The organism is Shewanella bicestrii, from assembly GCF_002216875.1.
In the GTDB taxonomy this organism is placed as follows: domain Bacteria; phylum Pseudomonadota; class Gammaproteobacteria; order Enterobacterales; family Shewanellaceae; genus Shewanella; species Shewanella seohaensis.
In genome coordinates this window covers 903,389-927,283 of sequence record NZ_CP022358.1, presented here as the reverse complement: position 1 = coordinate 927,283, position 23,895 = coordinate 903,389, and the positions used below count along the sequence as shown (strand labels likewise).

Annotated in this window: 22 protein-coding genes; 7 read left to right on the top strand and 15 right to left on the bottom strand. The window is 48.4% G+C overall.

Going from position 1 to position 23,895, the window contains the following annotated elements:
• Positions 1-125 precede the first annotated feature (125 nt).
• Positions 126-2,360, top strand: coding sequence for a PAS domain-containing protein (locus CF168_RS04090; protein WP_089067066.1), 2,235 nt, complete (start codon positions 126-128; stop codon positions 2,358-2,360).
• Here CF168_RS04090 and CF168_RS04085 read toward each other — a convergent pair.
• The 3 genes from CF168_RS04085 to CF168_RS04075 all read right to left on the bottom strand — a co-directional run bounded on the left by CF168_RS04085 (position 2,344) and on the right by CF168_RS04075 (position 5,092).
• Positions 2,344-3,741, bottom strand: coding sequence for a hypothetical protein (locus CF168_RS04085; RefSeq protein WP_055647408.1), 1,398 nt, complete (start codon positions 3,739-3,741; stop codon positions 2,344-2,346). The genes CF168_RS04090 and CF168_RS04085 overlap by 17 nt on opposite strands.
• Before the next feature lie 84 nt (positions 3,742-3,825).
• The gene (locus CF168_RS04080; RefSeq protein WP_011627108.1) at positions 3,826-4,356 is read right to left on the bottom strand and encodes a hypothetical protein; all 531 of its coding nucleotides are present in this window, start codon (positions 4,354-4,356) and stop codon (positions 3,826-3,828) included.
• Positions 4,349-5,092 (bottom strand): winged helix-turn-helix domain-containing protein, encoded by a 744-nt coding sequence (locus tag CF168_RS04075; RefSeq protein WP_089067065.1) that lies wholly within the window; start codon positions 5,090-5,092, stop codon positions 4,349-4,351. Before CF168_RS04075 ends, CF168_RS04080 begins: the two co-directional genes overlap by 8 nt.
• 444 nt (positions 5,093-5,536) lie before the next feature.
• Here CF168_RS04075 and CF168_RS04070 point away from each other — a divergent pair, with 444 nt between their 5' ends.
• Both CF168_RS04070 and CF168_RS04065 read left to right on the top strand, forming a co-directional pair.
• Complete coding sequence (locus tag CF168_RS04070; RefSeq protein ID WP_167373684.1) at positions 5,537-6,358, top strand: cytochrome C; 822 nt, start codon at positions 5,537-5,539, stop codon at positions 6,356-6,358.
• A 10-nt stretch (positions 6,359-6,368) separates the two neighbouring features.
• Positions 6,369-6,893: a hypothetical protein gene (locus CF168_RS04065; RefSeq protein ID WP_089067063.1), complete on the top strand. Its 525-nt coding sequence runs from the start codon at positions 6,369-6,371 to the stop codon at positions 6,891-6,893.
• 60 nt (positions 6,894-6,953) lie between these two features.
• Here the strand turns inward: CF168_RS04065 and CF168_RS04060 are convergent, their stop codons facing one another.
• The 8 genes from CF168_RS04060 to tkt form a co-directional block, all read right to left on the bottom strand.
• Positions 6,954-7,502 carry a hypothetical protein gene (locus tag CF168_RS04060; protein ID WP_089067062.1) on the bottom strand — a complete coding sequence of 183 codons (549 nt, stop codon included), beginning with the start codon at positions 7,500-7,502 and terminating at the stop codon, positions 6,954-6,956.
• A complete protein-coding gene (locus CF168_RS04055) occupies positions 7,495-8,244 on the bottom strand; it encodes a winged helix-turn-helix domain-containing protein (RefSeq protein ID WP_089067061.1) in 750 nt (249 codons plus the stop codon). The genes CF168_RS04060 and CF168_RS04055 overlap by 8 nt, the downstream gene beginning before the upstream one ends.
• Before the next feature lie 166 nt (positions 8,245-8,410).
• Positions 8,411-9,880 (bottom strand): sodium:proton antiporter NhaD, encoded by a 1,470-nt coding sequence (gene nhaD, locus CF168_RS04050; RefSeq protein ID WP_089067060.1) that lies wholly within the window; start codon positions 9,878-9,880, stop codon positions 8,411-8,413.
• A 240-nt stretch (positions 9,881-10,120) separates the two neighbouring features.
• Complete coding sequence (locus CF168_RS04045; protein WP_086902641.1) at positions 10,121-10,858, bottom strand: DUF481 domain-containing protein; 738 nt, start codon at positions 10,856-10,858, stop codon at positions 10,121-10,123.
• A 139-nt stretch (positions 10,859-10,997) separates the two neighbouring features.
• A complete protein-coding gene (gene fba / locus CF168_RS04040) occupies positions 10,998-12,065 on the bottom strand; it encodes a class II fructose-bisphosphate aldolase (protein ID WP_011621571.1) in 1,068 nt (355 codons plus the stop codon).
• A 199-nt stretch (positions 12,066-12,264) separates the two neighbouring features.
• Positions 12,265-13,440: a phosphoglycerate kinase gene (locus CF168_RS04035; protein WP_089067059.1), complete on the bottom strand. Its 1,176-nt coding sequence runs from the start codon at positions 13,438-13,440 to the stop codon at positions 12,265-12,267.
• A gap of 132 nt (positions 13,441-13,572) precedes the next feature.
• Positions 13,573-14,589: an erythrose-4-phosphate dehydrogenase gene (epd, locus tag CF168_RS04030; RefSeq protein WP_089067058.1), complete on the bottom strand. Its 1,017-nt coding sequence runs from the start codon at positions 14,587-14,589 to the stop codon at positions 13,573-13,575.
• A gap of 128 nt (positions 14,590-14,717) precedes the next feature.
• On the bottom strand, positions 14,718-16,712 hold the full coding sequence (gene tkt / locus CF168_RS04025; RefSeq protein WP_089067057.1) for a transketolase: 1,995 nt from the start codon (positions 16,710-16,712) through the stop codon (positions 14,718-14,720).
• A gap of 479 nt (positions 16,713-17,191) precedes the next feature.
• Here tkt and metK point away from each other — a divergent pair, with 479 nt between their 5' ends.
• Together metK and CF168_RS04015 are read left to right on the top strand one after the other, a co-directional pair.
• Positions 17,192-18,343 (top strand): methionine adenosyltransferase, encoded by a 1,152-nt coding sequence (gene metK / locus CF168_RS04020; RefSeq protein WP_011621567.1) that lies wholly within the window; start codon positions 17,192-17,194, stop codon positions 18,341-18,343.
• Between the two features lie 129 nt (positions 18,344-18,472).
• Entirely contained in the window at positions 18,473-18,922 is a 450-nt protein-coding gene (locus tag CF168_RS04015; protein ID WP_089067056.1) for a hypothetical protein, read from the top strand.
• A 6-nt stretch (positions 18,923-18,928) separates the two neighbouring features.
• On the opposite strand, the gene CF168_RS04010 is transcribed toward CF168_RS04015, so the two are convergent.
• From CF168_RS04010 to CF168_RS04000, 3 genes are all read right to left on the bottom strand, one after another.
• On the bottom strand, positions 18,929-19,270 hold the full coding sequence (locus CF168_RS04010) for a hypothetical protein (RefSeq protein WP_089067055.1): 342 nt from the start codon (positions 19,268-19,270) through the stop codon (positions 18,929-18,931).
• Positions 19,263-21,278 carry an EAL domain-containing protein gene (locus CF168_RS04005; protein WP_089067054.1) on the bottom strand — a complete coding sequence of 672 codons (2,016 nt, stop codon included), beginning with the start codon at positions 21,276-21,278 and terminating at the stop codon, positions 19,263-19,265. Before CF168_RS04005 ends, CF168_RS04010 begins: the two co-directional genes overlap by 8 nt.
• A 117-nt stretch (positions 21,279-21,395) precedes the next feature.
• Positions 21,396-21,944, bottom strand: coding sequence for a GNAT family N-acetyltransferase (locus CF168_RS04000; protein WP_089067053.1), 549 nt, complete (start codon positions 21,942-21,944; stop codon positions 21,396-21,398).
• 173 nt (positions 21,945-22,117) lie between these two features.
• Here CF168_RS04000 and CF168_RS03995 point away from each other — a divergent pair, with 173 nt between their 5' ends.
• Positions 22,118-23,131: a GGDEF domain-containing protein gene (locus tag CF168_RS03995; protein ID WP_089067052.1), complete on the top strand. Its 1,014-nt coding sequence runs from the start codon at positions 22,118-22,120 to the stop codon at positions 23,129-23,131.
• A 15-nt stretch (positions 23,132-23,146) separates the two neighbouring features.
• Here the strand turns inward: CF168_RS03995 and CF168_RS03990 are convergent, their stop codons facing one another.
• A complete protein-coding gene (locus CF168_RS03990; protein WP_089067051.1) occupies positions 23,147-23,401 on the bottom strand; it encodes a hypothetical protein in 255 nt (84 codons plus the stop codon).
• A gap of 70 nt (positions 23,402-23,471) precedes the next feature.
• Between CF168_RS03990 and CF168_RS03985 the strand changes: the two genes are divergently transcribed.
• Positions 23,472-23,888, top strand: a complete 417-nt coding sequence (locus CF168_RS03985; RefSeq protein WP_011621560.1) for an META domain-containing protein — start codon at positions 23,472-23,474, stop codon at positions 23,886-23,888.
• The last annotated feature ends 7 nt before the right edge of the window (positions 23,889-23,895 follow it).

Sequence of the window (23,895 nt, the reverse complement as noted above, 5' to 3'; positions counted from 1 at the left end):
CGCAGCCGCATTGGGGTTGATGCATTGCTCGGGATAACAGAGTCGCCGAGCAACTTGCCACTGTCGTAACATTTCATTCGTGTTAACATAGCCTAATTAACAGTTAATCAACCCTAAATCGGCCCATGCTGAAAAAGAACCCTAACCTACACCCACTCGCGCCATTACTTTCATTGACCCAAGGGCTGCATTGGTCTCACCAACGCCTGTTGGCTGTCGCGAGCCAGTTATCGATGCTGGTGATAGGTATGATTATTTTAACCAACTTAATCATTACCTTAGGTGAACGTCGGTTACAGGAAGAATGGGCAACCCAAAGATATAGCGAATTACAAACCATAGGCACGCTGATCACAGATAAGGTCGCCTTCCAGCAATTTCGCACTCAGCTATTTGCCAAAGACGAGTTACTCAAGCAGTACCTCAAAAATCCAACGGCCTCGTCTCAACAAAAATTACAGGCAAGTTGGCAGGAGCTAGTGCAGCATATCCCCGAACTCCTCGGGATTGCCCTGTTCGATCCCCAAGGTAATTATAAGTTTGCGACACCTTCAAACTTTAGTCAGGACGCGCTACCCGCCGCCCTGTTAGGCTCGAGTCGTAACTTAGGTGGCAAAGAAGTCTTTACCTCACCCTTAGAGTTTGTGCCCCTTAATGGCATGCTCGAACCCTATATGTATCAAATGACTTGGCTTGAGAAACCCGATCAAAGCTCCATGGGTTATTTGATTACCTACAACTCGATTGTGCAGATGCTAGAAGCAATTAAGCCTGCATTTTCAAGCAATAAATCACCGATGCTAGTGTTAGATACCCAAGGGTTGCTCTATGCCGGCGTGAGTGAACTCGCGCCCTTAACCCATATTCCCGATACCTTAGGCGCCAGTCTGCGCCAGAGTTATCCGGCGCTGTGGCGGGAAATGTCGATGAGTAACTTTGGCCAATTCCATGGTGAAGATGCCACCTTCGTGTACCTCAAAGTCGAGTTAACGAATCAGCCCGAGCTGCGCCGCGAGTACTTTTTACTCTCTTATATTCGTAACGATGATATCGCCTCTAAGTTTTCCCAATGGCAGAACATCGTCATCGTCGCCGCGCTAATTCTGACCTTACTGGCCGCTTGGGTGATCTTGCTCAGCCATATGTACCGCCTGCAGTATCGCTCTCGCCAATACAGTATCGATGTGGCTAATGCATTATTTAACAATGATATCGGCTTTATCCTCGCCAATGAGCAGGCACGAATTATCAGTGCTAACCCTAAGGCGGCCGAGGCGACTCAAGTGCCGCAGGATGAACTCACAGACCGAAGCCTGCAACGCGCCCTTAATCTCGATGACTTGACCCTAGCGCAAATGCTCGACCAAGTGCATCGACAAGGTGAATGGCAAGGCAAGCTGTCGCTAGACAATGATAAGGGCTCAAGACTTAGCGTATGCGTACGCCAAGCGCCAAGATTGGGGCGCGGCTTACCGCATCTGTTAGTCTCCCTTGAAGATATTAGCGCCATGATCGATTGCCAGAATCAAGCCTTCTTAAGCGACTTACTCTGCGATACGACTGTGGCCACGGCGTTGACGGATGCCAATGGTAAGCTGATAAAAATCAATCCAGTATTCGATCAACTGATGCAACTTAATGGTGATTTGAACCATGATTTAGCCTCACTGCTCGCCAACGATCTGGGTAACCAATGGCAGCGGATCACCGCCCAAATCAGCATGCAGGGTCAATGGCAAGGGCAGATCCTCTGCTCGCCCAATCTGCGCCATTCCAATTGTTTACAGGCCACCTTGAAGGGCCATGTGGCTTCTGACGGTGAGATTGACTACATCATCTGTACCTTAGAGCAAGCCGCCGATAGCCTAAGGGGAACCGAGCCGCGCAGCTTTGTGCCGCACCGCAGCACCATTTTGCAGCATCTCTCCGATTTGGAACGCTATTTTGCTTCGCTATCGCCCCAAAGCCGCAACCACTCAAGTCTGCTGGTGATGGATATCAACCCTGAGGGCTTACTCAGCCATATGAGTGATATCGACCAACTTGAGACGCGCCAGCAGGAAGTGGAAGTACAGCTCTTGCTCGAAATCCCCGCCCATTACCAAATCCTTCACTGGCAACTCGGTAAACTGTTGTTGTTATTGCCTGATACCAACGCCACGGCGGCACATCACTTCGCCCTCAATACCATAGAAAAGCTCAACAGCAATGGCTTAGGTGAAGGGATTAGCATTGGGATTGCCAGCTATCAGGAAGGACAAAGCCTAGAGCAATACCTCAGCAATGCCGAGGTGGCGCTCAAACGGGCAAAGCAGAATAACGATCAGAATATCGGCCAAGCCTTTACTCGTCAGCCTTAGCGGGCGGATTAAAGGAATCGGGTAACTGACTTTGGGTGATCTCGATAATGGCCGAGCGATTCATAGTGATTTTGTAGCGCGCGTATTGCGGTTCTTCGCGGCCATCCCGCAGCACTAAAATCAGATTCACTTGGTAGCGACGCTCGACCGACTCGTGGCTGATCTTGCCCTCAATTTCCTTATAAATTTTTGCCTTACCCCGCTCTAAGTAGCGGGCAAAGGGCACAAAACTAAAGTTCACTTGCTCTTGTATCGTCGAATATCCCGCCTGAAACTCGCCATGGTTTACCCGAGTGGCAATCTTATAATGCAGGACTTCGGCATCGACCTTATTCTGGCTATGCCGTTGTTTTAGGATTTCATTAACTTTCTCCGGCAAATCCTGTTGCCGCATAAATTCGAGCCAAACTAATTGCTTAGCGATCACCGACTGACTGGTGGTATCCCTTAAGATACGGCTCCAACGCGGCCGACCACGCTGAATAAAGCGCCAGAGGGCATTACGCACATCGTCCTTAAAGATTTCACGAAATCCGTAAATGACCGCCAGCGTCAGCACCAACGCTATGGTAAAGCCACTAAAGACGCCCTGCGCCTCGATGATCAGCGCCGATACCACCAACATCACCAATGCGGTCGCAAGTCCAGTCGTAAACTTTTTAAGGCCGATGCCTAAGGGTTTTAACTCTTCTTTGAGTACCACGCCTTGCTGAATTAAGCGCCGCAATAACAGCATCTTATTCGAAATTCGGTTTGGGTCTTGTTTGGTCTGCGCCGAGTTATAGTTGTTGGCGTCGCGGTAAGCGCATTCGTTGCGGCACAGGGTCAACACTCGTTCTTGGATGTCGGCAAAATCACTGGTGCGCGTGGCGTGGGCGAGCACTTTTAGCAGTTGCTGCTCGCAGAACCAAGAGAGATAGTTATCGGCATTCTCGAAATAGGATTTCCATTTCGGATCGCCCGGCTCATTACGGCGAAACTTTTTCAGTAGCTGCGTCACTTGCTCGCACAGCTCATCGAGCGCCAGATAGAAGTGCGCCACATCGGCGATGCGATTGAGTTCTTTGACATCGTTTTCAACCGCGACGGCAAACTGGTAGGCAAACAGGTTTAAGTACAGCCGGAATTCTTCCACCGTGCGACGATTCATACTGGCGAAACGCCCTTGCACCAGTGGCAAGTGCAACCCTTCGGAGTAGTAGGAGCGTCGTCCAACAATCGCGCTGTGGTAATACTCTTCTTCGTTTAAAGTGTGCGCGCCTATGCCCATTTCCTTTGGTAAAAAGAAATAGAGATCGAGCTGACGATTATCGCCCTTTTCCATCTGATGGCTGAACTTAATCGACAGGGATTCTTCTTGTTTGACACGTATCTTAAACACAACAACCTTATGATTGAGATGGAAGAGTCGGCATTAACACCATGGAAAATATAATCTAAACCGAAAGTGCGGCAAATTCACTGATTAAATTCGGCTATTGACGATTCTGCAGCCACAAACGGTGTTACTCGGCTGAAACAAGACAACCGCATAGTCTTGGTTGGCATCGCTGTCTAACACTTCAATACTGAGATTGTGTCGACCGGACTCACTAAAGTGCAGACTGCTGATGTAAGAAAGGTACTTCATGTGTTCGGGCCAATACTTTTTATCGACGTCCTCGGACTCAGTCTTGGTTTTGACCGACACATTGTAGGTCATGCGATTTAGCTCCATGCTCTTGACCTCGCCCTGCATCAAAATCGCCCCCGCGCTTGAGCCGTCGAGGTTAAAGTAGCGGTAATTGATCTGTGCATTGCCCGCCGAGATCAACACATCGACCAAGAGGTAAAATTTCCCCTCATCCACTTGTTGGCTATGGCGGTCAAACAGCTCGGAGCTGCAATTTAAGATCACCGCCTTATTGGAAACAGATTGCAGGTAAATCACCCCGCAGGCGACGATTAGCGCCGAGAGTATGGTGAGATTTATCGTCCACTTGAGCCACTTAGCCACAGATCCCGACCTCCTGCAGCCAGTTTGCATCAATAAATTCCTTCGGCCGTCTAAAGTCGCTGATCTTCAAGTTGCGAATCACCGATTGCCCGAGTTTATAACCTCGCATAGTAATGTTGAGCACCTGCTTATCGTGGGAGAGCGAGGAGTACACTTCGGACCAATCACTGTGGCCGCAGCGACTCAGCCCTTGGCCCAAGCGGTCGCCTAACTCAAACAACAGGGTGTTGTTGGTTTTCGAATTGGCATACAAATGCAGCCGAATATGTTGCCCCGAGGCTAAGGGCAAATCGGTAGAGAGCAAAGGTTGAGTCGGTACGCTGTGGTCGATTCGGCTAAGATAAAAGCCTGAAATCGCGAGCATAAATCCAAAAACCAGCAACACACTCCACCAAGGTAAGGATTGCAGCCTAGGGTAACGCAAACTTTTAAACCTTTGTCCTTGGGTGCTGTGCAGCAGATAGCCCTGACCTTTGACGGTTTCAATCAGCCCCTCATATTGGGGCCCGAGGAAGGAGCGGATCATAAAGACCGCCCGCGCTAACGAAGTGTCAGTAAGAGGAGGATGCGCCCCATCGCCAGTCTTCAGCTCATGCTTGGAGACCAGTTTGCCTTGATGTTCAACCAACAGGCTCAACACTTGCAACTCGGCACGGGGAAGGTGCCAAGATTCATCACGAGCCTGTTCGACAAGTAAGCCACGCTCACGGTCAAACCAACAGCCCCCCACCTGCATAACTCAAACTCCAACCTGTAAAATCATCGAATTAAGTCTATGCAAGCCTGCTAATGATTACTGTGATCCCGTTAACCCAAGGCGGCAAATAGTTAAATTTCGTGAACCAGCCCGCAAGCGGATCGCCATAAAACAAAAATCTGCGTTAGCTCACAGCGATAAATGCCATTTGCAGCGGCTTAGCTTGGTGATAAATTCGCATAAATTTACATAAATGCCACAAATAATGTGCGTTGATGCACATTGAAATCGAACATATCCACAAAACCACTTAGCAAACATCGGCTAAAACGATTGTTCTTCTCCCACCGCCAGCGATTTTGGGAGACCAAATATCCCCGGCCGCAAATCACACTATTTATTGCTGCAGTTTCTAGAATGATGCCATCAACCAATGGTTACTGATTGATAAATAAAAGCAATTAATAAAAGAGGATATTCATGATGAGCATTAATCGACGCCAAGCATTAACTCGCATTATCGGTATCAGCACGGCGGCTGCGGGCGCAACTTTAATAGGGACGTCAGCATTTGCGGCGACCAATGCCGACGGTCAATATCTATTAGCCCTCGGGGAAAAGCTCAAATATGTGCCACTCGATGCCATGGCGACCGCAAAACTCGCCTACGAGACGGGTGGCGGCTGTATGCACCAAGTGTTTCATTCGGTTATCACAATGCTAGCGCAATCTAATAGTGCCGATGCCGACAAGTTTAAAACCATCCCCACAGCTCTGGCGGGTTATGGATTTGCCGGGGTCACAGGCCAAGGCACACTTTGCGGCAACCTCAACGCCATCGGCATGTTAGTCAACATCTTAGATGATATTAACGGCCAGAATAGCGCGGTGATTGCCAATGCCTTCCGCTATTATGAAAACACCACCTTGCCACTATCAACCCCTGAGTTCGTTGCGGGTATCGGCTCGACAGCGGAAAAAACCGCCCTCGTAGGCAGCTCATCGAAGGCAATGAGCGTATTGTGCCACTCTTCTATCAGTAACTGGTCACGGGCCTCAGGCCTGCCATTCGCCAAAAAAGGTGAGCGCTGCTACCGCCTATCGGCCTCTATGGCCTATTACTTGGTGGAACTGCTAAACCGTGCCTATCAGGGCGAGAATATTGGTGCCCTGCCCGGCAGCAAACCCTCACTCGAAGCGCAGGATTGCCAAGTCTGCCACGGCAGCACTAGCACCTTAGGTTCGGCGGCAAGTGTTAAAACCGATATGGAATGCACCACGTGCCACACTGGCCACTTCAATTAAGGAGGCAGTGATGAAATACCCATTACTCGCATTAACCCTAGGTACACTCGCCCTTGTTGGCTGTGGTAGTGACGATGATAAATCCGAGGAAGTCACACCTCCGCCGCCACCGCCGCCAGTAGAAACCACGGTGAGTATCGATGAGGCCAGCCAAATTAATCTGGCGGTAGGACAGTTTGACCCCAATACCGGCAGCTTAGTCTTCTCATTAACCGATGCTAACCAGTCGGCCATTACCGCCGCCAAGAGCTATGACATTTATTACTTTGGTTTCCCTAATAAGGATAAAGCCTCGGCGAATCCTAAGGCATGGAAGCGCTGGCATGTCACCCAAAGCTATCGCTGTCAGAGCCAAGGGGAATGTACGGGGCAGCTGACCGAAGTAAAGAATGGCCAATATCAGTTTGAAATCGCGGGTCTCGATTGGCAACAACAGGACCCAAGCGGCGCCGTGTCCCAAATCAAGGTCGCCATTCAGATTTATGGTGCTAAAGCCAATAATGAACTGACATTAGTCCAAGTCACACCGCAGTAATCCCATCATCGCGCCCAAAAAAGGCATCCAATTGGATGCCTTTTCTACGTATTAATAATGCTATTTGCTCTGGCAAGCCCACAAATGGCCGCTGGGATAAAACTTGATCAGTACGTAATTGTTTAAGGTATCCATATCCACAATCTGCATATCAAAACTCATTCCACCCTGCTCAAATAAGGCCTTACGGGATTTTTGCACTTCCGCACGCATTAAGTCCGGCACCTCGGTTTGCAACAGATCCATTTTTAAATTGGCCTGATCTAAGTTGAGCTTATAGGTCATTGTCCCTGGCGCTAAGGCGCTGACTTTTCCCTCGTAAATCAAGGCGGCGAGATCCTGACCATTCTGCCCATAGCGAGAACTTAACTTGGCCTGATTGGCCGCAATCTTCACATCCAGCGCCAAACTTTGGCTGTACGAGGGTAAAGACTTCGCCTTAAAAGGCGCCTCATACAACTTGGCGCGGCAACTCAAATTTAACTGTTTGCTGTTAAACGTCATCGCATAGGCGCCCAACCCTATGCCGACTAACATCAGCACTATGGCAATCACATGCCAGAGGCGAAGCCGGCGGTTGTGGTTTTTTATCCCTGTCAGTTTAAGCACAGATCCCCACCATTTTTAGCCATAGCTCATCAATCACATCGACATTGAAGTTTTCCGACATCATTTTGATGGTTTCAAACTCGAGTCCATTGGCATCGTTATTTTTCAGTACCAGACTAACAAACCTTTGATCCGTCGAAATAGTCGCCGCAATGGATTGCCACGGAAACACCGCACAGGCAGACACTTGCTCTAAAAAGTGATTGACTAAGGGTCGCATCGAATGATCCGACGGCTGACCGGTATAGAATTGAATTTCCGAATAATGCCCGTCGTGCGTCAGCAACTGCTTCGCATAATTCGGCGCGATACTTGTAGGGTGAGTGATATGCGATCCCACCCACAGCAGCGCAGCTAAGGTCAGGAGCGTGAGCACCATAAACTGCGGCATACTCAGCTTGAACAGGGGCGAGTTCAGCGCGGTACGAGAATGCTTGCGGGGCGTGGCGTAGAGGATATAACCTTGATTGGCGATACTCACCAACAGATGAGCGGCGTCATCACCGAGAAATAACCGTAAGCGGCGAATAGTACTATTGAGCAATTCATCGCTGCGCATAGACAACTTGAGGTGCGGCGAAATCACTTGCAGCAACTCCATGCGTGAGACCACTTTGCCACGCTGCGCACTCAAGAGTGAAAGCGCTTGGAATTCGTCCGTACTCAATAACCAGCTACGTCCTGATGCTGCATCGACCAGCACTTGTTCCTGTGCATTAAACCAACAAGTGCCTATTTGCATCTCGGCCCCTTTCACTATTTGATGTGGGGCCGAGTATACAATTTGAACGAAAACAACGCAGTGATCTTATCGCCACCTAACAGGGTTAGATGAATAATCTGTGAATCACATCAATAAAACATTTAATGCTGAAAACAAATGCAGATACACTATGTTTCATTTGTTTTTAGAACATTGCAGCATTGAGCCACATATGTACCAAAATGCTAGCGATATACCCTAGTGCGATCACAGGTGTCCAACGTAAATGGGCGCCAAAGGTGTAAATCCCCCTTGCCTGTCCCATCAAGGCGACCCCGGCCGCACTGCCGATGGACAACAAACTGCCCCCAACACCCGCGGTTAAGGTCACCAGTAACCATTGGCCAAGGGCCATCTCAGGGTTCATGGTCAATACGGCGAACATCACCGGAATATTATCGACAACCGAAGACAACAGGCCGATAGCGACGTTGGCATAGGTCGCATCCCAGTGGGAATACAATGCCTCAGACACTAAGCTCAAATACCCCATAAAGCCAAGGCCACCCACACACAACACCACACCGTAGAAGAACAGTAAGGTATCCCATTCGGCACGGGAGATCCGGCTAAACACATCGAAGGGCACCACGCTGCCAAGCTGTTGCAGGCGTTGTTCATCGCGGCGTAATTCCGCCTTCGCCCGCTCACGGGCAACGGACTTGTCGAAGGTCTTACGCAGGTAGTAACCGAAGAACTGCAGAAAGCCTAGACCCGTCATCATCCCAAGAACTGGTGGCATGCCGAAGAAGGAATGCGCGCATACCGCCGTCGCAATGGTCAGCAGGAATAACGCCACGATACGTTTCGCGCCAGGTTTAGTGTACACCTGCTCTTTTTCAGGCTCGGGCACATAACTTGGGATAAACACGCTCATGATGGCCGCGGGTAAAGCAAAGTTAACCAAGGCTGGAATAAACAGATGGAAGAAGTCCGCAAAGTGCACTAAGCCCTTTTGCCACACCATCAGGGTGGTGATATCGCCAAAGGGACTAAACGCACCGCCCGCATTCGCCGCGACCACAATGTTAATACACGCCAGCGTAATAAATTTGCGCTGCCCTGCGCCCACCTTCATCACCACGGCACACATCAATAACGCCGTGGTTAAGTTATCGGCCACTGGCGAGATAAAGAACGCCATAAACCCGGTCAACCAAAACACGGTTCGCAGGCTAAATCCCCGTCCGACTAACCAACCGCGGATCGCATCGAATAAGTTACGTTCCTCCATGGCGTTGATATAAGTCATCGCCACTAATAGGAAGAGTAATAACTCAGCGTATTCCAGTAGATTGTGCTTAAAGGCTGCCTCGGAAACCTCCGACATGCCATTTTGCACATACACAAAACCTATCATGCCCCAAATAATGCCGGCTGCGACCAATACGGGTTTGGATTTACGCAGGTGCAGCGCCTCTTCGGCCATCACCAAAATATAGGCGAGAACGAAGATGCATACGGCAATATACCCCACTGATGCAGCGGTTAAATCGAGCCGTTCTGTTCCTTCGGTCATTGCCCAAACTGCTGGTGAGAATCCGCTCAATATTGCAACGCAGAATAGGCTAGATAGCGCCACTCCACTGTTTTTAAACCACTGCTGTAATTTCATCAAAGTTGATCTCTGCAAGGGAAATTAGTTCGAAAATTACCATAGCTCGGGCTCTGTAAATTTTGACAAAACGCAACTTTCTACGTATTTCTCGGTAACTAAAGGGGCTTACAACATTAATTTTTGTATAACTACAGATACAACTAATAAAGAATTAACTAACTTTGTTTCAAGTTAGTCCAAAAACAGCCAATAAAAAAGCACCTCTCGGTGCTTTTATGTTGATATCAATCACATTGATTAGAACGAATAGAGCAAGGTCATATTCGTTTCGGTATCAGTGCTCTTTTTATCGTCCAGTGGCTCACTGTTGTAGCGCACAATAATCGCAAACTTCATCGCTAAGGCGCCAATGATATTGGCTGTCAGCGAGGTTTCTGAACGCGCATCTAATTTATCGCCGTAGTCGGCCACAAAACGTTGCTGGAATTTTGAGGTTTCAGTGATTTCAGTTTCGAAGTTGATCACGCCGTGGGCAACCACGCTGTCATTCGAATCTGTGCCTTCTAACAGGGCTTGCTCTGAATCGAGGCGTTGATAGATGTAACCGGGACCGATCTCTACATCTAGGAAAGTCTTGCTGGTGTCATAGAGTCTGTGACCATAACCCGCCGCGCCTGATACTGTGTAGTCATAACCGGTGAAAGGGTCGACTTCGTAGTTAGCGTTGGCAAACAGATAGCTGCGGTCTGTCATCTTATAGTTGCCTTGAGCGCCCGCTAAATAACGTTTTGCCGTGACTTCACCCGTATCTTCTTTATACAAACCTTCTAATAGGTATTGGTTTTCCCAATCACCTAATTCGTGCTTAAGGCTTAAGCGGCCCTTATAGGATGAGGTGTCGGTGTTACCTGTGGTTAAGGTTGCACCTAGCTCGGCTTCACCTGCGAATGTCTTGTCGCCCTTAACAAAATCGGCTCCCGCGTTTGCCATAAATGGTGCAGACATTAATAGCGCTGCGGTCAGTACTTTCTTCATGTTTATCCGTTCCTGTTCCGTTTAATCCCCTGAAAATCTGGGCAATACTAACATTTACGATTAGAAAATGAAAATTCAACGATTTTTTGCATAGAAAAAGCCCGCACTTTGGCGGGCTTTTTAGAGCAGTTTTTAAGGCTTAGAGGTTGATCTTAGGATCTAAAGCACCTGACTGATAAGCTTTGTACATTGCTTGTAAAGACAATGGCTTAATCTTAGAAGCTTGGCCCGCACAACCGAAGGCTTCGTAGCGAACAGTACAGATGTCTGCCATCGCTTCCATAGAGGCTTTCAGGAACTTACGTGGGTCGAACTCGCTTGGGTGTTCGGCCAAGTATTTACGTACCGCACCGGTAGACGCTAAGCGTAAATCGGTATCGATGTTCACTTTACGCACGCCGTGTTTGATACCTTCAACGATTTCTTCTAATGGCACGCCGTAAGTTTCAGGAATTTGACCACCGTATTGGTTGATGATCTGTAACCATTCTTGAGGCACTGAAGATGAACCGTGCATCACTAAGTGAGTGTTAGGAATGCGGGCATGGATTTCTTTGATGCGGTCGATTCGCAGTACATCACCCGTTGGTTTACGGCTGAACTTGTATGCACCGTGGCTAGTACCAATCGCAATCGCCAGCGCGTCAACATGGGTATCGGCAACGAAGCGTGCCGCTTCTTCTGGACTGGTCAGCAGTTGGTCGTGGCTTAATACGCCTTCTGCGCCTACACCATCTTCTTCACCAGCAGTACCGGTTTCTAAGCTACCTAAACAACCGATTTCACCCTCTACAGACACACCACACGCGTGGGCGAATGCAACAGTTCTGCGAGTCACATCAACGTTGTACTCGTAAGAAGCTGGGGTTTTACCGTCGGCCATTAATGAACCGTCCATCATGACTGATGACATGCCTAATTGGATAGAACGCTGACAGATATCAGGATCGGTACCATGGTCTTGGTGAATACAGACGGGGATATCTGGATACTGCTCAAGTGCAGCCGTCATCAGGTATTTTAAGAATTGTGGACGCGCATATTTACGTGCACCCGCAGAGGCTTGCACGATAACTGGGCTGTCTGTGGCTTCTGCGGCCTGCATGATGGCACGCATTTGCTCAAGGTTGTTTACGTTGAACGCTGGCACACCGTATCCATGCTCTGCCGCGTGATCGAGTAGTTGTCGTAGGGAAATTAACGCCATTTTTTAACTCCAATAATAGGGTGACTGTCACATCAACGTTAGGTCACCGAGGTCGCTATCGTTTGGATGGATTTTTATGCTCAATCACTCAAGAACAGGTTTATGCTCTTAAGAGAATGAGCGGTTTTTTATAATTTTTTTATCAAGTTTTAGTGCCATCGCAGCGCCCTGCCGCGATGGCGCAATACCTAACTCAATATTAGGCTCCGCGTTGTTTTAGCATAGCTACAGCCGGTAACTCTTTACCTTCTAAAAACTCAAGGAAAGCGCCACCGCCAGTAGAAATGTAAGAGACTTTATCGGCGATATCATACTTGTCGACCGCCGCTAAGGTGTCACCACCGCCTGCGATAGAGAAGGCTTTAGAATCAGCGATAGCTTGTGCGATACGCTTAGTGCCTTCACCGAATTGGTCGAATTCGAACACGCCCACAGGGCCGTTCCATACGATAGTGCCAGCAGACTCGATGATTTTCGCTAAGGCTTCGGCGCTGTCGGGACCGATGTCGAAAATCATGTCGCTATCGCCTACTTCGTTGACCGCTTTTAAGGTCGCAGTAGCTGTAGGGCTAAACTCACCCGCAACAACTACATCGGTAGGCACAGGAATGTCGCCACCGCGGCTTTGGGCGTTCGCCACTAAGCGCTTAGCTTCATCAATTAAATCCGCTTCGTATAAGGATTTACCTACATTGTGGCCCGCCGCAGCGATAAAGGTGTTGGCGATACCACCGCCAACGACTAACTGGTCCACAATACCAGATAAGCTTTCTAATACGGTCAGCTTAGTCGACACTTTAGAACCGCCAACGATGGCCACTAATGGGCGCGCTGGGTTGTCTAAGGCTTTGCCTAACGCTTCTAATTCTTGTGCTAATAATGGGCCAGCACAGGCGATAGGAGCGTGTAAGCCAACGCCATTGGTTGACGCTTCTGCGCGGTGAGCGGTGCCGAAGGCATCCATCACATACACATCACATAAGGCCGCCATTTTCTTTGACAGGGCTTCGTCGTTTTTCTTCTCGCCTTTGTTAAAGCGAACGTTTTCAAACACAACCACTTCGCCTACCGCGACTTCAACGCCGTCTAAATAGTCGGTCGCTAAACGGACGGTGCAAGACAGGGCTTTTGCCAAGTAATCGACCACAGGTTGCATGGAGAATTCGCTGTTGTATTCACCTTCGGTTGGACGACCTAAGTGAGACATCACCATTACCGCTGCGCCTTTGGCAAGGGCTAATTCGATAGTGGGAAGAGAGGCGCGCAGACGTGCATCACTGGTGACGACGCCGTTGCTGACTGGCACATTGAGATCTTCACGAATAAGCACTCGCTTACCTTGGAGATCTAAATCTGACATATTGATAATTGCCATGGTAACGCTTCCTTTTATAATCAAAAAACAAACTGGTTTTTGCATCAATCGGTTAGCTTAGATAGCTACTCGGCACTCGACATCCCGTCGAATTGGCCACTAGGCTTAACCCATTGGTATAAATTCTTATCTTCAGCTTTGTTTAGCTGCAATCATCGCCAAACTGGTATCTAGCATACGATTTGCAAAGCCCCACTCGTTATCGCACCACAGCAACAGTTTAACCAACTGCCCTGCGCTCACCCGAGTTTGGGTGCCATCGACAATACTTGAGCGCGGATCATGGTTAAAATCACAGGATACGAGCGGCTCATCAGTATAGCCTAAGATACCGTTAAATCGTCCATTGGCGGCCAATTCTAACACTTGATTGACGGTCGCAATATCCACTGTTTTATCTAATGTTACCGAAAGATCGATAGCGGTAACGTTGATCGTGGGAACGCGCACCGAAATCGCCTCAAACTTGTCTTTCATGTGCGGCAAAATTCGCTCGATACCGCGGGCAAGTTTAGTGTCGACTGGGATGATAGACTGGCCCGCAGCTCGGGTGCGGCGTAAGTCATCATGATAAGCATCAATCACTTGCTGATCGTTCATCGCCGAATGGATAGTCGTAATCGCGCCACTTTTCACGCCAAAGTGTTTATCCAGTACATCGATGACGGGCACGATACAATTGGTCGTACAAGAGGCATTGGAGACCACGGTATGCTCGGCACGCAGTAAGTCTTGGTTGACACCGTAAACGATAGTGCCATCAACATCGGCAGAAGAAGGGTGACTGATTAGGACCTGTTTGGCGCCTGCGTGGATATGGGCCTCGCAGCTGTTGCGATCTAAGATGGCGCCAGTCGCTTCATAGACGATATCGATGTCCATTTCGTGCCAAGGCAGCTTAGCAGGATCCGGTTCATGGAGAATTTTGATGACGTCATCGCCGATCAGCATCTGATCATCGACTAATTTGACTCTGGGCTGAAACCGACCGTGGGTAGTGTCGTACTGGGTCAGATGAATGATGGCTTCGGGCTTAGCCAACTCGTTGATTGCGACAATTTGTATTTGCTGACGTTTTCCGGACTCATATAAAGCGCGAAGAATTGAGCGGCCAATACGACCATAACCATTGATTGCGACTCGGATCATTGAGGTCTTTATTTCCTCTTAACAATACTGCATATACAAAAACGGCCTGCAAACGATTGCAGGCCGCATTATACAGATTAACCTTTCAAAAGTTTAACCTTTTGTCGGTAATCTCATCACCTAAGCGATTAGCCTAGTGATTTTGCAGCATTCAGCACATTTTCAACGGTGAAACCGAAGTGCTTCAGCAGCACGTTGCCTGGCGCAGACTCACCGAAAGTGGTCATGCCTACAACAGTGCCTTCGAAACCAACATACTTGTACCAGAAGTCAGTATGGGCCGCTTCGATAGCGATACGCTTAGTCACCGCTTTTGGCAGTACAGATTCTTTGTAAGCAGCATCTTGCTTATCAAACTCAGTGTTTGATGGCATAGAAACAACGCGAACTTGTTTGCCTTGTTCGGTCAGCGCTGCAGCCGCTTCTACCGCTAATTGGACTTCACTACCGGTCGCAATCAGGATGTACTCAGGCGTACCTGCACAGTCTTGCAGTACGTAAGCGCCTTTTGCCACATTCGCTAACTGCTCAGCAGTACGAGCTTGAGCCTTCAGGTTTTGACGGCTGAATACTAGCGATGTTGGTGCATGACGACGTTCTATAGCCGCTTTCCAAGCCACTGCGGTTTCAGCCGCGTCACATGGGCGCCATACCGCCATATTTGGCGTCATACGCAGGTTAGCTAATTGCTCAACAGGTTGGTGAGTTGGACCATCTTCACCTTGACCGATAGAGTCATGGGTGTAAACGAAGATATTTTGAATGCCCATCAGCGCAGACATACGTACTGCGTTACGTGCGTATTCCATGAACATCATGAAAGTCGCGCCGTAGTTGATGAAACCACCGTGGAGTGACACACCGTTCATGATGCCGCTCATACCGAACTCACGCACACCGTAGTACACGTAGTTACCCGCTGGATCTTCTTGAATACCTTTAGAACCTGCCCACAGGGTCAGGTTAGAACCCGCTAAGTCAGCACTGCCGCCTAACAGTTCAGGCAGAACCGCACCGAAGGCTGCAATCGCGTTCTGTGACGCTTTACGGCTCGCAATGCCTTCGCCTTTCGCTTGGCATTCTTGGATAAAGGCTTGTGCTTTGGCTTCGAAATCTGCAGGTAATTCACCTTTCAGAACGCGGCGCTCGTATTCGGCAGCCAGTTCTGGGTAAGCTTTCGCGTAAGCGGCAAACTTGTCGTTCCATGCTGCTTCACGGGCGTTACCGGTTTCTTTAGCATCCCAACCTGCGTATACGTCGGCAGGGATTTCGAATGGCGCATGTGGCCAGCCTAAGAATTCACGGGCCGCTGCGATTTCCGCATCACCTAATGGTGCGCCGTGGCAATCGTGGCTACCAGATTTGTTTGGTGAACCAAAACCGATAATGGTTTTGCAGCAGATCATGGTTGGCTTGTCGGTCACCGCTTTTGCCGCTTCGATAGCCGCGCGAATCGCATCGCTATCGTGACCATCAACGTTAGCAATCACGTGCCAGCCGTATGATTCGAAACGTTTTGGCGTGTCATCGGTAAACCAGCCTTCAACATGACCGTCGATAGAGATGCCGTTGTCATCCCAAAATGCGATCAGTTTGCCTAGGCCTAAGGTACCAGCCAGAGAACAAGCTTCGTGGGAAATACCTTCCATCAAGCAGCCATCGCCGAGGAAGCAGTATGTGTAGTGGTCAACAATCTCGTGACCTTCACGGTTAAACTGTGCCGCTAAGGTTTTTTCTGCAATCGCCATACCCACAGCGTTGCTGATCCCCGCCCCTAATGGGCCAGTGGTGGTTTCAACACCTGGGGTGTAACCGTATTCTGGGTGACCCGGAGTTTTTGAATGTAACTGACGGAATTGCTTCAGTTCATCGATAGGCAGGTCGTAGCCAGTCAGGTGTAATAAAGAGTAGATCAGCATAGATCCGTGACCGTTAGAGAGGATAAAACGATCTCTATCTACCCATTTCGGATTGTTCGGATTGTGCTTAAGGAAATCATTCCACAGCACTTCAGCAATATCTGCCATGCCCATTGGGGCGCCAGGGTGGCCTGAGTTTGCTTTTTGAACTGCATCCATACTTAACGCACGGATTGCGTTGGCGAGTACTTTACGGGAAGACATGCTCTCTCCTGCTTAATTTGTGGGGTCTAGCGGGCAATTTGGACGCATATTTTCCCCTACATAGCGAAGCGACGCAAACGAAAATTGCATTCCACTGTCCAGTCTGGTGGATTACACCTTTGAAGGTTTAGGCTAATTCATCTTAAAACACATTAAACATATTTGTAATACAATAATTCAAATATGTTATATCCTTTGTCACATTGAGTCCCATAGCAATCAGGCTACAACCTTGGTTTGAGCTTAGCTCAGCGATAACTTGCCCAACTCATCCAAGGCAAAAACCACATACCACTATCAATTCATTGAGTTAGAGCAGAAACTCCAGCGCCACAAACTCTATCCGATTTGGGGCTTACCTCACTTTACACACAAATATTTAGTTTAGGGGGTGTCAACCAAGGGAAATTCCACTAAAATAGCCGTCTAGATGTAGATGCTTCTACACGTTTGATTGCTAACGACGAGATTTTCCTACTATGGCAAAGCACTTGTTTACTTCTGAGTCGGTCTCAGAAGGTCATCCCGATAAGATTGCAGATCAGATTTCTGATGCTGTGCTAGATGCGATTCTAGCCCAAGATCCTAAAGCACGTGTTGCGTGCGAAACATATGTCAAAACTGGCATGGTATTAGTAGGTGGCGAAGTGACCACCTCTGCCTGGGTTGATATTGAAGAGCTGACCCGTAAAACGGTTCGTGAAATTGGTTATGTCCATTCAGATATGGGCTTCGATGCCGATTCTTGCGCAGTATTAAATGCGATTGGTAAACAGTCTCCAGACATCAACCAAGGTGTCGACCGTGCCGATCCAAAAGAACAAGGTGCCGGCGACCAAGGTTTAATGTTTGGTTATGCCAGCAACGAAACCGACATTCTGATGCCAGCGCCTATCACTTATGCCCACGCATTAGTGAAGCGTCAATCTGAAGTACGTAAAGATGGCACTCTGCCATGGTTACGCCCAGATGCGAAAAGCCAAGTCACCTTCGCTTACGAAGACAACAAGATTGTTGGTATCGATGCGATCGTACTGTCTACTCAGCACAGCCCAGACATCGCCCAAGCGGATCTGATCGAAGGCGTGATGGAAACCATCATCAAGCCAGTTCTGCCAGCACAATGGCTGAACAAGGACACTAAATACTTCATCAACCCAACTGGCCGTTTCGTTATCGGTGGTCCAATGGGTGACTGTGGTTTAACCGGTCGTAAGATCATCGTAGATACCTACGGTGGTATGGCGCGTCACGGTGGTGGTGCTTTCTCTGGTAAAGACCCATCAAAAGTTGACCGTAGTGCGGCCTACGCTGCCCGTTATGTAGCGAAAAACATCGTAGCAGCGGGTCTGGCTGACCGTTGTGAAATCCAAGTGTCTTACGCTATCGGTGTGGCTGAACCTACTTCTATCAGCGTTGAGACCTTCGGTACTGGTAAAGTGTCTGAAGAAGTCTTAATCAAGTTAGTCCGTCAACACTTCGACCTGCGCCCATACGGCCTGACTGAAATGTTGAACCTGGCTCGCCCAATCTATCAAGCTACCGCCGCTTATGGTCACTTTGGCCGTAACGAGTTCCCATGGGAAGCGACGGATAAAGCTGACGCACTGCGCGCCGATGCAGGTCTATAATCTGCATTAAGCTCACGCTTTCGCACAAAAAAACCGCCTAAGGGCGGTTTTTTTGTGCTTAGGATGTATTGCCTAACCCCATTCCTCTCAGCAAGATAGCTTTCATTCTAGGCAAAAGACAGAGACTCAATGAAGCCGTTAATCGCACAACTCCAATCCTGTTCTTGGGTGACCAATGTGGGCCATCACGAGCCCATGGCCAACACCTTAGGCAGCTTAGAAGACATAACCACTTGCCTTAAAAGGGATCCTGACCGTTTTTTCGAACCACCCTACACTGAATCCTATGAAAGCTTATGTGTTAGCGACCATCAACAAGCCGACAGATTAAAACCCCAAGTCTCTAGCGAAATCGTCGCTCAAATCGCGAAAACCGCCTATCTGGAAACGTGGAAAATAATGCCCGTTGCCGAGATTTGCGCGCTAGTCGCAGATGATGCCGATACCTTAGCCACCTTATTGTTAGCCGAAGTCACGCTATGTGACTTCACACAAGAACGTTTAGCTTGGTACTTGCAGGGACGGCTTCCTTTTGGCTATCAAGGTAATTACCCAACGGGGAAATGGTTAATCCTGTGATCCGGATTAACAGTGGTCAAAGTGGGCGTTTTGCATACACAATAGGTTGATCTGCGCGGCGGATAACAGTGCACAGTCTTGCACGTTGATTATCCTTGCGCCCTTAACGGCCTCAGGCGTTAAACGGACGATAGCCGCGCTGTAGGCATTGGTTCTGCCACAATCGAGCCAACAATCTTCAATCTGCAGCCAATAATGGGGGCGACTGTTGTCGCAATCGACTTCCAATCCACGGGCTTCACATTGCTGCAACGCACACTCGGATAGCAAGACTCGCAAATTATCCCAAGCCGATAAGTTCGCATTGGCGTATGTCGTCAGCAGGGTACTGACTAAGTTATCAGTCACTATTTCTCTCCAACCAGAAGGCTTTGGCCTCGGGGCCTGGCATCGCCTTGGCGTATAACCAGCCCTGCACATAACCCACACCCGCCGCTTTAACAAACTCGGCCTCTGTGGTGGTTTCAACCCCTTCGGCAATCAAACTAAAACCTAAGCTATTACAAAGCTTACAAATTTGCAGATACAAGGTCCGCCCTTTTGGCTCACTGGTATTGGCCAGAATACTGCGGTCGAGCTTAATACCATCCACATTGATCCGACTCAGCAGACTTAAGCTAGAAAACCCCGTACCGAAGTCATCTAAGAAGAAAGTAAAGCCATGCTGCTTAAGCTGACGCATGCTGCTATCGATGCGATTCAAATCCAACATAAAGGCCGATTCTAACATCTCAATTTCGACTCGGTTGGCAACACTGCCTAATCTTTCGTGCAGCGTCGCCAACAACTGGGGATCGGTAATATTGTTTGGGTCGATATTGATGCTCACTTTAGGGAAAAAGCCTTCTAATTCCCAGCGGGCCAGATCCTCTGCAACCGTATTAATCACAAAGCGGTCGATGATATGGGAATAACCTGCACGCTGAAAGGCATCAATAAAGTAAGGTCCCTTCAAGTTGCCATGTTCATCCTTCAACCGAATAAGCGCCTCAAATCCCACCACATGGTCACTGCTGAGGGCAATTTTAGGCTGATAATGCAGCTGTAACTCCCCTGCCAAGACTTCCTTAATGGTCTTCTCGAGGTTTAATTCAGCTTTCAGTGATTCGGACTGCTGCTGTGAGTAATGCTGCTCACTCATTCGATCGATATCCGCTTGAAACTGCACGCGTTTGATTAACTCGCTATCAAACTCATAGTGCTCAGACATCAAGGAGAAACGCCTTACAAAGGGAAGATAAACCAATACTCCAAGTCCGATTAATAACACTTGGAACAACACCGCGCTGATATGGCCGCTGGCAATGTAAGCGTTGAGCAGTGGCGGCGTGATCCAAGGAAAGCTGTGCCCCTCAAAGCTTAAGATCCCAACATTTATGGCACTGTAAGCTAAGATAAAATTAATCAGCGGCGACAGGATAAACGGCACTAATAAACGTGGGTTAAAGATAATGGGGAGGCCGTAAATCAGGATCTCATTGATGTTAAAAATCGCAAAGGGCGTGGCAATTTTAGCAATATGCCGAGTGGCGCTGTCTTTAGCACCAATAAAGATTGCAATGATCAAGGATAGCGTCGCACCACTGCCACCATAGAGAATAAACAAGTCCATAAACTGGCTAGCAGTCAAGTGCGGCACCAATTCCACTAAGCCATTATCGACACCGATCAACAACAGATAGGCATTATCGCCATGCACCCCAAAACACCAAAGCACATGAGTGATTAGGATCCGCATAAACAATTGCACCCCAAGACTCGCCTGCTGCAGTGCATCGATGAATGGGGCAAACAACCATTCTAAAAAGATAGAGGCTTCAGCAACAATGGCGAACAGGCCAATAAAACCAATCACTAATGGGAAGAATAAGTTTAAGTGTTGCTTTAAGTAACGGCTAAGCGCCTTAGCCTTAATAAACTTTAGCCCTTCCCACGCCGTCAAAAATCGTAATAAATAGGCCGAAATAATCGGTAAAACGGCAATGCGTGGGTCTGCCAAAATGGCGCGCACATAATCGAGATTAAATACATTCCCCGTATCTTGGGCATTAATAGCGAGCAAGAGACTCAGCGACAACGAACACACCACAATCGCCGACAGCTGCAAATATTTAGCAAAATGGAAGGACAGGGAAATTAATGCCAGCAGCGGAAAAATCTTTAAAAGTTGTGCCGAAAAAAAACTGATCCCCTGATGAAATGCAGAGCCCTGCCAAGTCGGCATGCCGATGTCGAGTAACGCAATAATCAGCGAGAGAAATGAATTAATTAAAATAAAAGGCAGTAACGCGATAAAGGATTCACGTATCGAGATAAGAAAGCTTCTATCGAGAAATTGGCGTAGCTCAAACTTCATAGCGCTATTTTTATAGATTGGTATGCACTAACCATAGTCGATACTCAGTATTCCTCATAACGATATGGGTTAAATACTGAGTTTCCAGGCAAGAACAAGCCTCATATTGCATGCCGATTAAGCTTGAGTCCGCGCCACCATCAAATAATAATCTCTTGCTGAAACCGTAAAAAAGTCAGCCACCTGCATTGCAGCCTTTTGGGTGTGGGCGGCAAAGGAACGCTCGTTTTCCTCCGCGATGAAGGTCACCGCATAGGCAAAATGAGGGGCAATTTGCTGATAAATCCCCTTCACTAAGGCCGCAAAAATCCCCTGACCTCGGTAATGTTGATCAATCCAAATCGGGCCATATTGGCAACTGTTCTGCTGCGTTAATCTAGGGCCATCCCACTCGGCCTTAGCCAAGCGGTTGAGGAGTGTGCGGTACATAGGCCAAGTGGTGAAAAACGCCCAGCGCCCGGCAATCACATAACCGATAATTCGCCCTTTATCTTCGGCCACTACCACCCAATGCCGAGTGACTAATTCGGTCAGCTCATTACGGCCGAATGCTTGCCCCTCCAAGCCCATCGCCGAAGACGCCAGTTCATCGTTGAGGAAAGTCCTTTCTAATACAACTAAGGAATCAATATCTTGCGTCGTAGCTGGACGTATATTCACTGTCATTATCTTCACTCAATTTGGTGAGCAATCTGGTTGGCGGCGCGCCAGTATACAGGAGTCACCAATCATCCCAATAATAGATGCACAAAAAATGGTGTTTTTTTAGCCCATTGATTTGCAAATTATCCTGTTGTTTTCCAAACTTAAGGCATATTTTTTGCCCATTAGGCGCCACCATGTTGCCCGAAACCATCAACCCCAATGTCAGCCTACTCGATAGCGATCACCAGCAAGTCAATCTCGGTCGCTGGATGCACCAATGTGAGTTGATTAAAAGCTACTACAGCGCCACCAGCGTGTTTGTGCTGCAAATGACTCAGTCCGGGTTTGAAGTGATTGTCAGTTCGGTGAGTGAAACACCGCTGTTTACCTCAGGCACTTTGTTTGCGAGCGACTTCCCCCTGTTTGAACAACTTAAACATAGCCCTGCGGAGGGGGATTATCTTAATCTCGGCCGTTTTATGCTCGATGAATTGCCACGGGATTTTGATGGTATTCAACATATTCTCTCCCGCCCTATCGCTTGGCCCGACGGCAGTCAATTTGGTTCGCTGTGCGTGTTAAATCCCCATATGGTCGATCCCTTAAACAACAGCGCCATGCTGGAGCCTTTTCAAATTCTGCTGCAGCAGGAATTGTCCCTGCTATGCCAAAACCATCGAATCGAATCGCTGTCGATGCGCGATCAAGAAACCGGCATGCTCAACCATTATGGCTTTATGATGATGGCACCAAGGCAGCTCAATCTCGGCCGCCGTTTTGGCGCCCACGCCGGGATTCTTTTTTTCGAGTTAATTGAGGCAGACACCTCAGAAAACAGCTTAGAAGAGAAACACCACAGGCTGCTGGGCAATTTAGTCCAAGATACCATTCGCACCGCCGATGTGGCCGCCCATTTCAGCGCAACCCAGTTTGTGGTGTTAGCCTTTGTCGATAGTGAGCGCGATATATTGCACATTATGAAGCGGGTCGAAAAACAATTAGAGCAACAAAATCACCATCTCAAGCTCGATGCCAGTTACAGCTTTTTTACCCCCGAATCGACAGCCAAGTTAGCGCCCATGATGGAGGACGCGCGCAGCAAACTCAAATCCATGCAGCCCGAACCTGAGCCAACACCTGCGAATCAAGCGCCCAAGTTCGATGCCAAGCTGTACGATAATCCCGCTGCCGACTCGGCCGAGCTCTAGTTTTTATGCAGACAATTAGTCTTTATGCTTAGGCAATTCGTTTTTAGTCAGCTCATCCTGACGCTTCGCCCATTGGATAAACAACACCACGGGATAGGGAGACATCAGCACCAACCCTAAACCTATGAGGCTTGAGATCAATAACATACCGCTGATTTCTAGACTCCATTGGGTCAACATATAGATCCCAAGTCCACAAACTAACATCAAAACACCTAACCAATGTAAAAACTTCAATAAATTCATAGTGCTTTTAATGGTATCTGTCATATAAACCTCTTTTTATCTCCCGCTAAACTTGTACACTATGGTCATGAATACGGAAAAAGGAACTGAGACAATGTTAAAACAAACATTTCTATTAAGCGCATTACTTTTTGGTTTAACCGCATGCCAGAGCACAGACGTTGCCAATCAGGACACAGTGCCATTACAGGGAAGCTGGCATATTGAAGCCGTTCAAGGGCAACCCACAGTGGATTACAGCCCTGCGCAAATCACCTTCGCCGATGAAGGTAAACTCTCTGGCAATAACAGCTGCAACAACTTCTTTGGCCAATATAGCCAGCAGGGACAGGAGCTAAAAATCATTCCTGGCGGCAGCACGATGAAGGCCTGTGTCGATGCGCTGATGCAGCAGGAGCATAAAGTGATGCAAGCCCTGCCGTTAGTTGCTAAGGCCAAGTTAGTGCAAGGGCGTTTAACTCTGCTTAGCAGCGATGATAAGCCCGTCCTCGTCCTAAGCCAGCTTAAATAAGCTCGCT

What these genes read in the sequence shown, in the direction of transcription:
- CF168_RS03985 (WP_011621560.1), top strand. Translation starts at nt 23,472, where the DNA reads ATGTTAAAACAAACATTTCTATTAAGCGCATTACTTTTTGGTTTAACC.
- CF168_RS04045 (WP_086902641.1), bottom strand. Translation starts at nt 10,858, where the DNA reads ATGAAGAAAGTACTGACCGCAGCGCTATTAATGTCTGCACCATTTATG.
- CF168_RS04000 (WP_089067053.1), bottom strand. Translation starts at nt 21,944, where the DNA reads ATGACAGTGAATATACGTCCAGCTACGACGCAAGATATTGATTCCTTA.
- CF168_RS04070 (WP_167373684.1), top strand. Translation starts at nt 5,537, where the DNA reads ATGAGCATTAATCGACGCCAAGCATTAACTCGCATTATCGGTATCAGC.
- CF168_RS03995 (WP_089067052.1), top strand. Translation starts at nt 22,118, where the DNA reads ATGTTGCCCGAAACCATCAACCCCAATGTCAGCCTACTCGATAGCGAT.
- CF168_RS04055 (WP_089067061.1), bottom strand. Translation starts at nt 8,244, where the DNA reads ATGCAAATAGGCACTTGTTGGTTTAATGCACAGGAACAAGTGCTGGTC.
- CF168_RS04015 (WP_089067056.1), top strand. Translation starts at nt 18,473, where the DNA reads ATGAAGCCGTTAATCGCACAACTCCAATCCTGTTCTTGGGTGACCAAT.
- CF168_RS03990 (WP_089067051.1), bottom strand. Translation starts at nt 23,401, where the DNA reads ATGACAGATACCATTAAAAGCACTATGAATTTATTGAAGTTTTTACAT.
- CF168_RS04075 (WP_089067065.1), bottom strand. Translation starts at nt 5,092, where the DNA reads ATGCAGGTGGGGGGCTGTTGGTTTGACCGTGAGCGTGGCTTACTTGTC.
- CF168_RS04065 (WP_089067063.1), top strand. Translation starts at nt 6,369, where the DNA reads ATGAAATACCCATTACTCGCATTAACCCTAGGTACACTCGCCCTTGTT.
- CF168_RS04005 (WP_089067054.1), bottom strand. Translation starts at nt 21,278, where the DNA reads ATGAAGTTTGAGCTACGCCAATTTCTCGATAGAAGCTTTCTTATCTCG.
- CF168_RS04090 (WP_089067066.1), top strand. Translation starts at nt 126, where the DNA reads ATGCTGAAAAAGAACCCTAACCTACACCCACTCGCGCCATTACTTTCA.
- tkt (WP_089067057.1), bottom strand. Translation starts at nt 16,712, where the DNA reads ATGTCTTCCCGTAAAGTACTCGCCAACGCAATCCGTGCGTTAAGTATG.
- fba (WP_011621571.1), bottom strand. Translation starts at nt 12,065, where the DNA reads ATGGCGTTAATTTCCCTACGACAACTACTCGATCACGCGGCAGAGCAT.
- metK (WP_011621567.1), top strand. Translation starts at nt 17,192, where the DNA reads ATGGCAAAGCACTTGTTTACTTCTGAGTCGGTCTCAGAAGGTCATCCC.
- epd (WP_089067058.1), bottom strand. Translation starts at nt 14,589, where the DNA reads ATGATCCGAGTCGCAATCAATGGTTATGGTCGTATTGGCCGCTCAATT.
- nhaD (WP_089067060.1), bottom strand. Translation starts at nt 9,880, where the DNA reads ATGAAATTACAGCAGTGGTTTAAAAACAGTGGAGTGGCGCTATCTAGC.
- CF168_RS04035 (WP_089067059.1), bottom strand. Translation starts at nt 13,440, where the DNA reads ATGGCAATTATCAATATGTCAGATTTAGATCTCCAAGGTAAGCGAGTG.